Source organism: Mycobacterium sp. BMJ-28 (genome assembly GCF_054404835.1).
Window position 1 is genome coordinate 920,087 of record NZ_CM136783.1, and the last position, 13,173, is coordinate 933,259.

The 13,173-nt window shown below is 65.8% G+C and carries 10 protein-coding genes; 5 read left to right on the top strand and 5 right to left on the bottom strand.

Going from position 1 to position 13,173, the window contains the following annotated elements; all coding sequences use genetic code 11:
• Window positions 1–67: 67 nt before the first annotated feature.
• Together ku and ACXPWS_RS04615 are read right to left on the bottom strand one after the other, a co-directional pair.
• The gene (gene ku / locus ACXPWS_RS04610) at window positions 68–949 is read right to left on the bottom strand and encodes a non-homologous end joining protein Ku (RefSeq protein WP_458711307.1); all 882 of its coding nucleotides are present in this window, start codon (window positions 947–949) and stop codon (window positions 68–70) included.
• A gap of 3 nt (window positions 950–952) precedes the next feature.
• Window positions 953–1,177: a hypothetical protein gene (locus ACXPWS_RS04615; protein WP_458711308.1), complete on the bottom strand. Its 225-nt coding sequence runs from the start codon at window positions 1,175–1,177 to the stop codon at window positions 953–955.
• Between the two features lie 36 nt (window positions 1,178–1,213).
• Here ACXPWS_RS04615 and ACXPWS_RS04620 point away from each other — a divergent pair, with 36 nt between their 5' ends.
• Complete coding sequence (locus ACXPWS_RS04620; protein ID WP_458711309.1) at window positions 1,214–3,487, top strand: ATP-dependent DNA ligase; 2,274 nt, start codon at window positions 1,214–1,216, stop codon at window positions 3,485–3,487.
• A 19-nt stretch (window positions 3,488–3,506) separates the two neighbouring features.
• On the opposite strand, the gene ACXPWS_RS04625 is transcribed toward ACXPWS_RS04620, so the two are convergent.
• Complete coding sequence (locus ACXPWS_RS04625; RefSeq protein WP_458711310.1) at window positions 3,507–6,269, bottom strand: helix-turn-helix transcriptional regulator; 2,763 nt, start codon at window positions 6,267–6,269, stop codon at window positions 3,507–3,509.
• A 138-nt stretch (window positions 6,270–6,407) separates the two neighbouring features.
• On the opposite strand from ACXPWS_RS04625, the gene mdlC reads away from it, so the two are divergent.
• The 3 genes from mdlC (at window position 6,408) to ACXPWS_RS04640 (ending at window position 11,142) form a co-directional block, all read left to right on the top strand.
• Window positions 6,408–8,042, top strand: coding sequence for a benzoylformate decarboxylase (gene mdlC, locus ACXPWS_RS04630; RefSeq protein WP_458711311.1), 1,635 nt, complete (start codon window positions 6,408–6,410; stop codon window positions 8,040–8,042).
• Window positions 8,043–8,057: 15 nt separating this feature from the next.
• Window positions 8,058–9,947 (top strand): FAD-binding oxidoreductase, encoded by a 1,890-nt coding sequence (locus ACXPWS_RS04635; protein ID WP_458711312.1) that lies wholly within the window; start codon window positions 8,058–8,060, stop codon window positions 9,945–9,947.
• Between the two features lie 247 nt (window positions 9,948–10,194).
• Entirely contained in the window at window positions 10,195–11,142 is a 948-nt protein-coding gene (locus tag ACXPWS_RS04640; protein ID WP_458711313.1) for a hypothetical protein, read from the top strand.
• A gap of 80 nt (window positions 11,143–11,222) precedes the next feature.
• Here ACXPWS_RS04640 and rnhA read toward each other — a convergent pair whose 3' ends face one another.
• Together rnhA and ACXPWS_RS04650 are read right to left on the bottom strand one after the other, a co-directional pair.
• A complete protein-coding gene (gene rnhA / locus ACXPWS_RS04645; RefSeq protein WP_458711314.1) occupies window positions 11,223–11,675 on the bottom strand; it encodes a ribonuclease HI in 453 nt (150 codons plus the stop codon).
• A complete protein-coding gene (locus ACXPWS_RS04650; protein WP_458711315.1) occupies window positions 11,672–12,307 on the bottom strand; it encodes a VOC family protein in 636 nt (211 codons plus the stop codon). The genes rnhA and ACXPWS_RS04650 overlap by 4 nt, the downstream gene beginning before the upstream one ends.
• A gap of 123 nt (window positions 12,308–12,430) precedes the next feature.
• Here ACXPWS_RS04650 and ACXPWS_RS04655 point away from each other — a divergent pair, with 123 nt between their 5' ends.
• Window positions 12,431–13,099, top strand: coding sequence for an MPT63 family protein (locus tag ACXPWS_RS04655; protein WP_458711316.1), 669 nt, complete (start codon window positions 12,431–12,433; stop codon window positions 13,097–13,099).
• Window positions 13,100–13,173 lie beyond the last annotated feature (74 nt).

The following is a 13,173-nucleotide window of genomic DNA, read 5'->3' on the forward strand; positions in this document are numbered from 1 at the left end:
TCGTTTCGGCCCGCCGGTCATCGGTCTGGCGACACCGATCCGTCGAGGTGCGCAACGACCGCAGCCGCTACTTCTTCGCGGCGGCTTTTTTGGCCGGGGCCTTCTTGGCGGGCGCCTTCTTCGCGGGGGCCTTCTTGGCCGGTGCCTTGTCGCCGTCACCCTGGCGGGCCTTCACACTCGCCTCCAGCTTGGCCAACAGATCCGATACATCCTCGGTCTCATCGAGGTTGGCCGGCTGCTCCTCGGTGGTGAACGCCTCGCCGCCTTCGAGCTTGGCTGCCACCAGTTCGCGCAACTCGTCCTGATAGGTGTCGTGGAACTGCTCGGGGTGGAAGTCGTCTGTCATCGACTCGACGACCTGCCCGGCCATCTTCAACTCTGCGGGCTTGATCTCGACTTCCTTGTCCAGCACCGGGAAATCGGGGTCGCGGATCTCGTCGGGCCAGAGCAGCGTGTGCACCACCATCACCTGGCGCTTGCTGAAGTCCTTGACCCGCAGCGCCGCCAGCCGGGTCTTGTTGCGCAGGGCGAAGTGCACGATGGCGACCCGGTCCGTCGAGGCCAGCGTCTGGGCAAGCAGCACATAGGATTTCGACGACTTCGAGTCCGGTTCCAGGAAGTAGCTCTTGTCGTACATGAGCGGGTCCAGCTGCTCGGCCGGGATGAACTCGACGACCTCGATCTCGCGGCTGCGTTCCTCGGGCAGGGTGGCGATGTCCTCGTCGGTGATCACCACGGTCTGGCCGTCATCGGATTCGTAGGCCCGGGCGATATCGCGGTACTCGACCACTTCACCGCACACTTCGCAGGTCCGCTTGTAGCGGATGCGGCCGTTGTCCTTGCCGTGCACCTGATGGAACTTGATGTCATGGTCCTCGGTGGCGCTGTACACCTTGACCGGGACGTTCACCAGTCCAAAGGCGATCGAACCCTTCCAGATCGACCTCATGGTCTACACCGCCGGTTCCTGGCCCGGGTCGGTGCCCAGGGGTGTCTGCGGGTTGGCGCCGGAGTGGTCGTGGGTGAAGACCTGCGACGGTGCCACCCGGCAGTTGCTGTCCATCGGGGTCTGGTCTCCCGAGCAGTAGGGCACCAGATCGGCCGGATCTGCGCCGGCGGCCGGGGCCCCGGCGATCGCGGCCGCGGCCAACAGGCACGCCACGCTGTATCGCCTCACTACCCCAAGGTAACAGCGAGTAATAGTCTCGAGCGGGTGCAGCGCTACGGCCGCGTCAAACTGACCAATCCCGACAAGGTGCTCTATCCCGCGACAGGGACCACCAAAGCCGAGGTCTTCGAGTACTACCTGGCCGTCGCCGAGGCCATGTTGCCGCATATCGCCGGGCGTCCGGTCACCCGCAAGCGCTGGCCCAACGGCGTCGACCAACCCGAATTCTTCGAAAAGCAGCTCGCGTCGTCGGCGCCGGATTGGCTGCAGCGCGGCTCGGTGACCCACAGGTCCGGCACCACCACCTACCCGGTCATCGACACCAGGGAAGGGCTGGCGTGGATCGCTCAGCAGGCGTCGCTGGAAGTGCATGTGCCGCAGTGGCGGTTCGGCACGGACGGGACGCCCGGGCCGGCCACCCGGATCGTGTTCGACCTCGATCCCGGTGCGGACGTGACGTTCCGGCAGCTGTGCGAGGTCGCCCATGAGGTGAAGGGATATGTCGAAGACATCGGGCTGACCGCCTATCCACTGACCAGCGGCAGCAAGGGCGTGCACCTCTATGTGCCGCTCGCCGAGCCGATCAGCTCGCAGGGCGCCTCGGTGCTGGCCAAGCGGATCGCGCTGGCACTGGAGAAGAGCATGCCCAAACAGGTCACCGCGACCATGACCAAGAGCGTGCGCGACGGCAAGGTCTTCGTGGATTGGAGCCAGAACAGCGCCGCGAAGACCACCATCGCGCCGTACTCCATGCGCGGCCGCGACGAACCGATGGTCGCCGCCCCCCGGACTTGGGAGGAGATCGAGAGCTCCGATCTGCGGCACCTGCGCTTCGACGAGGTGCTCGAGCGCGTCGAGCGTGACGGCGATCTGCTGTCCGGCCTGGACGGTCCACTGCCGCAGGCCGACAAGCTGAGCACCTATCGCAGCATGCGCGACGCCGCCAAGACGCCCGAGCCGGTGCCCCGAACGCCTCCGGCAACCGGGAAGGACAACACCTTCGTCATCCAGGAGCATCACGCCCGCCGTCTGCACTACGACTTCCGGCTGGAACGCAACGGTGTGCTGGTGTCCTGGGCGGTCCCCAAGAACCTGCCCGAAACGACGTCGGTGAACCACCTGGCGGTGCACACCGAGGACCACCCGTTGGAGTACGCCACGTTCGAGGGTTCGATTCCCAAGGGCGAGTACGGCGGTGGTGAGGTGATCGTCTGGGATTCAGGTACCTACGAGGCGGAGAAGTTCCGGGATCCCGGCGTGGCCGGGGAGAGCGTCGACGGCAAGAAGGGCGAGGTGATCGTCACCTTGCGCGGGTCGAAGATCCAAGGCCGCTACGCGCTGATCCAGACCGGTGGCAAGAACTGGTTGGCGCATCGGATGAAGGAGCAGGCCAGTCCGACGCCGGCGGATCTCGCGCCGATGCTCACCACACATGGGTCGGTGGCGAAACTCAAGGCGACGCAATGGGCGTTCGAGGGCAAGTGGGATGGTTACCGACTACTCGTCGACGCCGATCATGGTGGGCTGCAACTGCGTTCGCGCAGCGGTCGCGACGTCACCCACGAGTACCCGCAACTGGAGGCGTTGGCCGCCGATCTCGCCGATCACCACGTCATCCTCGACGGTGAAGTGGTCGCGCTCGACGAGTCCGGGGTGCCCAGCTTTGGCGAGATGCAGAACCGGGCCCGTTCCGCCCGGGTGGAATTCTGGGCCTTCGACATCTTGTACCTCGACGGCCGATCATTGTTGCGGGCCAAGTACTCCGATCGCCGGCGCCTGCTCGAGGCGCTCGCCGAGGCGGGCGGGTTGACCGTGCCAGAACAGCTGCCCGGCGAAGGATCCGAGGCGCTGGCGTACGCGGAATCCCGTGGGTGGGAAGGGGTGGTCGCCAAGAAGCGGGACTCCACCTATCAGCCCGGGCGGCGGTCCGCGTCGTGGATCAAGGACAAGTTCTGGAATACCCAAGAGGTGGTGATCGGCGGCTGGCGTGCCGGGGAGGGCGGGCGCACCAGCGGGATCGGTGCGCTGCTGGTCGGCATTCCGGCCGAGGGCGGCCTGCAGTTCGCCGGCCGGGTCGGCACCGGTTTCACCGACAAGATGCTCGGTGACCTGCGCAAGACGCTGAAACCGTTGGAAACCGATGAGTCTTCTTTCATTGCACCGCTTTCCACCATAGACCGGCGCGGCGTCACCTATGTGCGCCCGGAGTTGGTGGGCGAAGTGCGCTACAGCGAACGCACCTCCGACGGCCGGTTGCGCCAGCCGAGTTGGCGTGGGCTGCGGCCGGACAAGTCGCCCGGGGAGGTGGTGTGGGAGTAGTCGCGACGGAGTTGTCGGCCTACGACAGATCGATTGCAACGGAGCGTATTTCCCGGCGAGATCTGACATCGAGCTTGGCGAAGATGTGACTCAGGTGCCACTCGACGGTACGGGGACTGATGAACAACCGGGCAGCGATCTCCGAGTTGGTGTGGCCTTCGCGCACCAGTCGGGTGATGTGTCTTTCCTGCGTTGTCAACGTGATGGCAGCGCCTTTCACGGGCTGGTTCACCGTCACGCCGGCCGCGGCGAGTTCACGACTCGTCCTCGACGCGAAGCCGTCGATGCCCATCTCGACGAACAGGTCGTAGGCGGTGCGTAGTTGGGTGCGGGCCTCGGCTCTGCGATTGCCCCGCCGTAGCCATTCGCCATACACAAGATGGGCGCGCGCCAAGAACACGGCGACTGGGCTCTTCTGCAAGTGCACGATGGCCTCAAGGAAGTCGTCGTTGGCGCTCTCTCCGTCGTTGACCAGAGCCCTGGAGCGGGCTGCCACGCCGAGGGCGGTCGGGGTACCGCTCGCGTCTGTCCGCTCGACCAGTCGCGCCAGCGCGTCCTTGGCAATCACGTTCTCGCCGCAGCGCGTGGCGCCTTCGATCAATTCGGGCAACAGGTAGCCGACCAGGCCGAAGTCGTCGTCTTCGAGACCAGACAGGCTTGCCTGTACGGCTTTTGAGTAGTTGCCCAACCCGTTGTGCAGGATGGCCACGGCGTAGTGCGTCACGGTGACCTCGTTGCCCTCACCTCGAGATGACGCGCCGGCTATGGTCGCCTTCGCGGACTGGAGGCACAGTTTCTCCTGGCCGCGGTACGCCGCGATATACGGTTCGAGTGATGTTTGCGGGGCGGCGCCGGTGGCGGTCGTAATCGCTTCCGCCTCTTCCAAAGTCGCTGCGACAGTCGCGATGTGGCCGGTGCCGACACAGAGTCCGGCATACGTCCACAGGGCGATCGGGAGCATCGTCAACTCACCTGCTGCGCGCAGCTTGTCCAGCTGCCGGGCGGTCAGCAGGTTGTACGCGTCCTGATCGAAGAGGTCCAGACACACCCGGTTGGTGATGTTGTGCCATCTGGGGTCAACGACGTCGTCGTCCTCGAGTAAGAACTCTGCGATCGCACGCTTGAGCAAGGGTGCGGCCGCGACGTACCCGTCGGTGTATCGAACGATGAGTCCGTCCAGGAGAAGATCCATTGCGGTAGGTGGCCCGACGGAAGGCGGTGCGAATTGCGCCTCGCGCGCCACGTTGGCCGGCCAGGATGGTTCGGCGCCGGAGGACCGGCCCACGATCATCGAGTACATGAATGCCTCGAGGTAGGTCTCCCGCGCCAACCCGGCGTCGAGTGTTGATAGCCGTCGGGCAGCGGCGAGGAGCAATGGGGGTCCGTCGCGTCCGCGTCGCGCGGCGAAGGCCATTTTCGCACGCATGAGATCGACATGCGCGCTGATGAATTCGCCGTCCGCCAGTTCGGAAGCGTGTTCCAGCAGACGTGCTGTCGCATCCAATGCGCCCGCGTCGAGCTCGGCCTGCGCCGCACGCAGGGCACGGCGGGCCCGCTGGCCGGGATCCGGCGTCGCTTCGACGGCTTGTACAAGGAACGCGGCGGCCGCCGCGGTGCCGCCGCGCGATCGTGCCTGCTCGGCGGCCAGTTCCAAGTCGGCGGCGAGGTGCTCGTCAGCGGTGCCGGCGGCATGCGCACGATGCCATGCGCGGTGATCGGCGGCGCGCGGATCGCCAATCGCTCGGGCCAGGGCATCGTGTACCCGCCTGCGCTGGACAAGCGTGGCGTTGCCGTAGATGGCCGAGCGGACCAGCGGATGCCGAAATCGGATGTGGCCGTCCAGGGACACCAGCCCGGCAGCTTCGGCGGGCTCTGCCGCGTCCATGTCGATTCCCAAACCGCGTGCAGCTTCCCAGAGCCACGACGATTCCCCGGTCGGCTCGGCAGCGGCGATCAACAGCAGCGTCCGAGTGGATATCGGCAGCGTCCGGAACTGTTGGAGGAAGGTCTCTTCGATGCGCCCGGATATCGATCTCGCACGGGCGAGCCCGTATCCGCCTGCCAACTCGCCAGGGGTCAGTGCGCGATGCAACTCGAGGATGGCGAGCGGGTTTCCGCCTGACTCGGCGATGATGCTGTCCCGAGCACGGTCGGTGAGTCGCCCAGGCACCACTGCGCTCAGCAGGGCGCGCGCGTCGGAGATAGTCAAGCCGTGCAACACCAGCTCGGGCAGGCCTGCCATCAGGTCGAGGGGGCGTCGTGATCCGAACACCATGACAACCCGATCCGCCAGGAGGCGACGCGCCGCAAATGTCAACGCACCCATGGACGCTCGGTCGATCCAATGAGCGTCGTCGATGACGCAGACCGTGGTCTGTCGCGCGCCGGCCTCCGCCAACAAGGTGAGCACCGCGAGCCCGACGAGCAATTGGTCCGGGGCCCCGACGCCGTCGGCGAGGCCCAGCGCGACCTGCAAAGCCTTGCGTTGCGGCCCGGGTAAGCGTTCCAGGAGGCCGACGAGCGGGGCGCACACCTGCTGGAGGCCGGCGTAGGCCAACTCCATCTCGGATTCGGCGCCGTGGCTGCGGATCACCTGGAGTTGCGACGCGTGACTCAGCACCGCATCGATCAGCGCGGTCTTACCGATTCCGGCTTCTCCACGCACGACCAACACGCCGCTGCGGCCACCTCGTGCCCCACTCAACAGTCCGGCGAGGTGTTCCTGCTCGGGTCTACGACCCAGCAAGACGCCACCCGGTACGGCCACGCGCATGGCAGTCATGGTGGCACGAAGTCAAGAGCCGCACAGAACACCATGCACCGCGGCGGCGACGAAAACCCCAGGGGTTTTCCCGGGGTGGGTCGGTGCAGGCCGGTGTTTCACTCGACTCGATGGAGATCACAACAGTGAGGAACGCGCATGACAGCACTCAACGGCGGCATCGGCAAGCAGAGTGTCACTGTTCGGGAGGCCACCATCGACCTTCTTCGTAGCCATGGTCTGACGACGTGGTTTGGCAACCCCGGATCATCTGAGCTGACGCTTCTCGAAGACTTTCCCTCGGACTTTCGCTACGTGCTCGGTCTGCAGGAGATGGTGCCCGTCGGGATGGCAGATGCCTACGCGCAGATCACCGGCCGTCCGGCCATCGTCAACCTGCACACCGCACCGGGTCTGGGCAACGCCCAGGGCGCCCTCTACAACGCCTACATCAACAAGACGCCCCTGATCGTCACGGCCGGCAATCAGCGCCGCGACCTGCAGAACCAGATGTGCCTGCTGACCAACGTCGACGCCACCAACGTGCCCAAACCGTTCGTGAAATGGTCTGCCGAGCCGGCTATCGCCAGTGAAGTCCCCGCGGTACTGGCCCGCGCCATCCACATCGCAAACACCGCTCCCCGCGGGCCGGTGTTCGTGTCACTTCCCATGGACGACATGGCCGTTGAACTCACCGACAAACAGTCGTCGGACATCGATGTGGTCCGCACCCGGACTGTCACTCACGCGGGCGGCTTTCCCGACGAGGTGGCAGCCGCCGTCGCCGCCCGCCTCGGCAAGGCGAAGTCGCCTGCGATCATCGTGGGCGGTGACGTCGAACGCTACGGCGCCTGGGACGCAGTGATCGCCTTGGCCGAACGCACCCAGTCGATCGTGTTGACCGCGCCGCTGACCGGACTGTCCGGCTTCCCCGAGAATCACCCGCTCTACCACGGCAGCCTTCCGCCGGGCGCAGGTTGGATTTCGAAGGCCTTGACGGGCCGGGACCTGGTTCTCGTGATCGGTGCGCCGGTATTCCGCTATTACCCCAAGATCGCGGGCCCCTACCTGCCCGTGGGCACCAGCCTGATCCACCTCACCAACGACCCCGACGAAGCCGCCCGCGCACCGGTCGGTGACGCGATCGTCGCCGACCTGCGCGCTGCCGCAGAAGCCTTGCTAGCGCATGTCGATCGCTCGACCAGGACTGCGCCCGATCCGCGCGATCCGGTCACCGACCCGGGCAGCGTGACCGCGCCGTTGTCACCCGAGGTGCTGTGGTCCACCGTCGGGCTGCGGCTGCCCGCGGACACCCTGTTGGTGACCGAGGCAGGTAGCAACGAGTTCCCGATCGGTGCGTGTGTGCGGCCGGGACATCCGTTCTCCCATCTCACCGCCGCAGGCGGAGGCCTCGGCTTCGGTCTGCCTGCCGCGGTCGGAGCGCAGCTGGCTGCACCCGACAGGCCGGTGGTGGCGGCCATGGGCGACGGTTCGATGCACTACGCCATCACATCGCTGTGGACCGCCGCGCACTACGGCATCCCGCTGACCATCGTCGTGGCATCCAACTCCGAATACGGAATCCTCAAGGAATTCGGCGTCATCGAACACACCTCGGGCGTCCCCGGACTCGATCTGCCAGGTCTCGACATCGTGGCCACCGCCCGCAGCTACGGCGTCGACGCACACGAAGCCAAGACCACCGACGATGTGGCCGAACTCCTCAACGCCGGAATCGCCGACCGCGACCGACCCACCCTGATCAACGTCGCCACGACACCGGTCGACGCCTAGAAGGGCATTGCCGAAATGAGCACTGACACCACAGGAAACGCCGTTACAGCCGACACTTCACTCATCGACTCGTTCAGCAGGGCAGTGGCCGGTCGTGCGGAGCTCGTCACCGACGAAGCGGTCCTGATCGAGCGCGGCCACGACTTCTGGGGCTTCGGCGGGACCGCCGGTCTGCTGTTACGCCCCGCCGGCCGCGACGAGATCGCCGCCATCATGCGGGTCGCCAACGAACACCACGTTGCGGTGGTCCCCAGGGGTGGGGCATCGAACTGCTCGGCCGGGATGATGCCTGCCGCCGACCGAGTTCTGCTGGACCTCTCCGGGCTCGACCGGATTCTCGAGATCGACGTCGACAAGCGGCGCGCTCGAGTCGAACCGGGCGTCATCAACTCCGATCTGCAAGACGCGCTGGCGCCGCACGGGTTGTGCTTCTCGCCGGACCCCGTGTCGGCGCATCTAGCGACAGTGGCGGGCAACATCATCGAAAATGCAGGTGGCCCTCACGCGTTGAAGTACGGCGTGACCTACAACCACATTTTGTCCGTGGACGTCGTTCTCGCCGACGGGTCCGCTATCACTCTTGCTGCCGATGACGAAGGGCCAGATCTCCTTGGCGTGCTCATCGGATCCGAAGGCACCCTCGGGATCGTCGTTGAAGCGACAGTTGCGTTGCGCCCCCTCCCGGAGGTGACGCACAGCCTGATGGGAGCGTTCGCCTCCGCCCGCGCTGCGGCGGACACCGTTGCCGCAGTCATTGCGTCCGGGGTCGTCCCCGCCGCAGTGGAATGGCTGGACCGACAGGGCATCGCCGGGCTGCAGCAGTTCTACGACACCGGTTACCCGCTGGACGCCGACGCGATCGTGCTGATCGACATCGACGGCACCGGCGCCGAGGTCGAGCGAGACCAGCCGATCGTGGAGAAGGTGTTGCGGCAGCGGGCGACTGAGGTCCGTATCGCCGAGGACGAGAAGTCCCGCACCGCCCTCTGGTACGGCCGACTGAACGCACCCAATTCGGTGAAGCAGAGCGGCAAGGGATTCTTCATCGGCGACGTCACCGTTCCCCGACAACACATTCCCGAAATGCAGGAAGCAATCCAAGCCGCGGCGGCCCGGCACACCGACGGACTTCTCTTCATCGCGGTGACCGGGCACGCCGGCGACGGTGACCTTCACCCCACCACGTTCTTCGATCGGGACAACCCTAAGGCAGCGTCGGCGCTGGAGGCGGCGAACAACGAGATCATCGAAGCTGCAATCAACTTGGGGGGCACGATCACCGGCGAGCACGGAGTCGGCACCGAGAAGCGACAGTTCATGACCAAGCGCTTCACGCCGGTGGAGATCGCCGCGCAACGCGCCATCAAGACAGCCTTCGACCCGGCCGGTTTGCTCAATCCCGGCATCATGCTGCCCGATCTCTCGTCTGACGAGCCGGACGTGAGTACGTTCGGCCTCGCCGTTCACGACACACTTCGCGGGGGCCCGAAGTCGCTGCCCGTCAAAGCTCTCACGACAGGGGGCGACACCGACATCACCGTCAACCTCGGCAATCTGAGCCTGGTCGTCGGCGCCGAGGCCACCGTGGATCAGATCAATCGCTACCTGGATGAGCAGTCCGTGACGTGTGCGGCCGTCCCCGGCAGCGGCGGGGATCGGACCATTGGCGAGGTCGTGGCCACTGCGGCCGGCGACGAGCGGATCGAGATCCGTCACGGTCTGCTGGGCGCCGACGTCACCGTCGTCGACGGCGAGGCACCTGCACGCTTTGGTGGCGAGAACATGAAGGACGTGGCTGGCTACGACACCAAACGGCTGTACATCGGCGGGCGAGGGGACTTCGGAGCGCTGAAGACACTTATCTTCAAGATCGCGGTCAAAGTTCGGTATTTGCAGAATAATTAGCGCGCGGATGACGACTCGTCGTCGCCGACGTGTCATCCAGCAGCATTTCCTCACCTCGCGTGAAGCCGGGCCCTGGCATTTCCGCCAGTTGTCCGGGGAAATAACTCCCTCTGATCAGCCGAATCCGCTCGAAAGTAAGCCAAGCTGCGCAAAATGCTGGAAATTTGCTGGCGAGCGTGGTTTGCTACTCACGCAGCAAACTCAAGCTGGCATGGCTTAACTCTGATTCCAACCGAAGGGGGGAGCGGTGGACGCTCTGAGTGGAACCCGTGTGCGTCTGGCGCCGATGGTGGCGCTGACCGGTGCGGTGGCGATCGCCACGGCGACGGTGGTGAGCTCACCGCCGGCGCAACTTGCCGCCGAGAAAGCGGTGCCCGCGGTGGTGCGGGAGGTGAAATCCCTTCCCGTGCAGCTGACCAGCGGCGTCAACTTCTTCGCACCGTATTACGCGATGCCGGCCGGCGCGGGTGGAGTACTGGTGACGGTGCCGCTCTATGTGGTGACCCTGGCGGTGGACAACGTGGTGAAGGGTACGACGCAGCTGCTCACCAACCTCAATATCGACAAGAGGCTGGCCCAGCAACCGACGGTATTGACCCATTCACTGGTGTTCCCGATTGCCACCGGGGCGCAGATAGCGCTCTCCGGATTGCTGGGCGGAACCTACATCTACGGCCAGTTCACCCCGGTGCAGGCGCTGAACTTCCTGATCAACAGCGTCAAGAACGCCATCGACGGTTTCGTCGCCGCCGAGAAGGCGCTGTTGGGCGTGCCTTCTCTGACGGCCAAATCCGCTGGGGCCGAGTCAACAATCCAGGACGTCGGGTCGCCGGCCATCGCCACCTCGACCCCGACGGTGACGTTGTCGACGGCGCAGACCGACATCGCACCGAAGCCGCTGCGCAAGCAGAAGACGGCGGAAGCCGGCGAAGCCGCCCCGCTGGATGACCCGAACGGCTCTGTCGACGCCGCCGGCGATACCGGGAAACCGGACACCCCTGCCGCCGATGCCGGCACGGTGAAAAAGCCCGCCGTCAAGCTGCCGAAGCTGAAGCTGCCGACGTTCAAGTTGCCGACGCTGAAGTTGCCGACGCTCAAGAAGTCCACGGCGGGGGCCACCAAGCCGGAGAACGCGTCGAACCCCGAGGCCGACCAGCCAGCGAAAGATGCTGGTTCGCAAGGCTCTTCGAAGTAGTACGACGAACGGCTCGGGCAGTGGCAGGCACCGCTGTCCGGGCCGTTTCGCTGATGACCGAGCCGGCGCCGACGGACCGGTCAGCGGGATGAGGTGATGGCTTCCTGCATGCCGCGGGTGGCCAACTCGTCGGCCAACTCGTTGTCGCCGACACCGGAATGCCCCTTCACCCAGAACCATTCAACCTGGTGCCGCGCGCAGGCGGCCTGCAGACGCTGCCACAGGTCGACGTTCTTCACCGGCTGCTTCGCCGCGGTCATCCAGCCGTTGCGCTCCCAGCCCAACACCCACTTGGTGATGCCGTTGCGCACATACGTGCTGTCGGTGTACAGGTGCACCAGCACCGGCCGGGTCAGCGCCTCCAGCGCCATGATCGGCGCCGTCAACTCCATCCGGTTGTTGCTCGTCTCGCTGGGCTCACCGCCGCACATCTCCCGGACGTGCTCGCGGTGCCGCAGTACCGCACCCCACCCGCCGGGGCCCGGGTTGGGCCGGCACCCGCCGTCGGTGTGGATGATCACGGGGTCGGTCATCCGGTGAGTTTAAGTCCCGAGATCAAAGCCGTCGGGACCGACATCCCGAGCGCGCGATGGCGCAGCGTGGTGATCCGCCGCCCGGGCTGAACGGCCTCCTTCACCGCGGAGGCGTGATCGCCGAAGAACGTGGCCGACGCGTCGATATCGGCTACCGCGTAGGTGATCCCCCATAACGTGGACGGACCTTCGCCCGCGGTATCGGGTGCACCGACCACCTCGATGATCACGCCGCCGAGCCGGAAGAAGATCTGCCGGATCGGTCGTCCGCCGAGTTCACCGTTGCGTTCCCGGCGCGGTTGCACACCCAGTGCCGCCAGCGCGTCGATCGTCCGCCCGAGATCGGGTGACATCAGCACGACGTGGTCGATCGCCGTCACGCCGTTCGGGTGCGTGGCCGGTTCGGCGGCCGCCGCCTGCGACCGTGTGGTCGGAATGCCGTCGACGGGGCCGTCGCTGGAGATGCCGCGCAACGACCACCCGGTGATGCCGGTGCCGCCGGCGCGGCCGGCCAGCCGGACACGCACCTCGCCGATCCGGCACACCCCGGCGTCGGCGTCGGAATCAATGGTGAATCCGGCTCGGGCCCAGGCCTCGGGTGGATCGGCCACCTCGATCTCGTCGACGATCATGACGTCGATTCTGCAGCTCGTTGCCTTGTCACAAACGGTGAGGTGCGATTTGCAGAACGCCCATTTCGCTAGGGCGGGCCGGATATCGTGTGGTCATTCATCCGGGTGACCCTAGGAAGAACAATGAAGCTCATGCATCGCGCCGCAGGGGTGTTCGCACTGGCAGTCTCGTTGAGCACCATGGGTGTCGGGACAGCCTCGGCGATCGACAACATCAAACCGTTCGGGCAGCAGGAGACGATCGACAGTGGCGGATCGGCGATCGGTTACACCGTCTCTGGACTGCGGCCGAGTGCGGATGCGATTCCGTATCCCGTGGCCGGGCAGCTCTACGAGGCCACAGTGACCGTCGACGCGGTACGAGGCGCGGTCAGCCCTGTCGTACCGTTTTTCAATGCCCGCGCCGAAAACGGCGCTACCTACCGTGTGCTCGCCAATGTGTTCACCCCGCAGGGCCTCAGCGGCGGGACGGTGTTGCCGGGCGAAAGTTCCACGGGCAAGGTGTATTTCGATGTCGTGGGTGATGTGCCCAACAGTGTTGTCTACAACAACGGCGACCACGATCTGCTCGGGTGGGTTCGGGTGGCCGGCGTGCCGGACATGACACCCCCGGCAGGCGGCGCATCGTCCTCCGAGATTTCGTCGTTGCCTGCGGAGAACGTCGTTCCCGGGTCCACCGGCCCGGACTTCACCAGCCCCAACATGTCCGCGCCCGACCAGAATGGCCTCGACGAGATCACCGCCATCGAAGGCCCCAACGACGCCAGCCATTCGGGCGGCGGGCACCGCTAGGTGTCCCGGGGCCATGGCGTGGTCGTCGTGGGATGAGAGTGGCAGTGCGGCGCCGTCGGTGCCATCGTGGTGTT

Excerpts from the sequence above, each read along its gene's own strand:
- ACXPWS_RS04625 (WP_458711310.1), bottom strand. The coding sequence starts at position 6,269 with ATGACTGCCATGCGCGTGGCCGTACCGGGTGGCGTCTTGCTGGGTCGT.
- mdlC (WP_458711311.1), top strand. The coding sequence starts at position 6,408 with ATGACAGCACTCAACGGCGGCATCGGCAAGCAGAGTGTCACTGTTCGG.
- ACXPWS_RS04655 (WP_458711316.1), top strand. The coding sequence starts at position 12,431 with ATGAAGCTCATGCATCGCGCCGCAGGGGTGTTCGCACTGGCAGTCTCG.
- rnhA (WP_458711314.1), bottom strand. The coding sequence starts at position 11,675 with ATGACCGACCCCGTGATCATCCACACCGACGGCGGGTGCCGGCCCAAC.
- ku (WP_458711307.1), bottom strand. The coding sequence starts at position 949 with ATGAGGTCGATCTGGAAGGGTTCGATCGCCTTTGGACTGGTGAACGTC.
- ACXPWS_RS04650 (WP_458711315.1), bottom strand. The coding sequence starts at position 12,307 with ATGATCGTCGACGAGATCGAGGTGGCCGATCCACCCGAGGCCTGGGCC.
- ACXPWS_RS04635 (WP_458711312.1), top strand. The coding sequence starts at position 8,058 with ATGAGCACTGACACCACAGGAAACGCCGTTACAGCCGACACTTCACTC.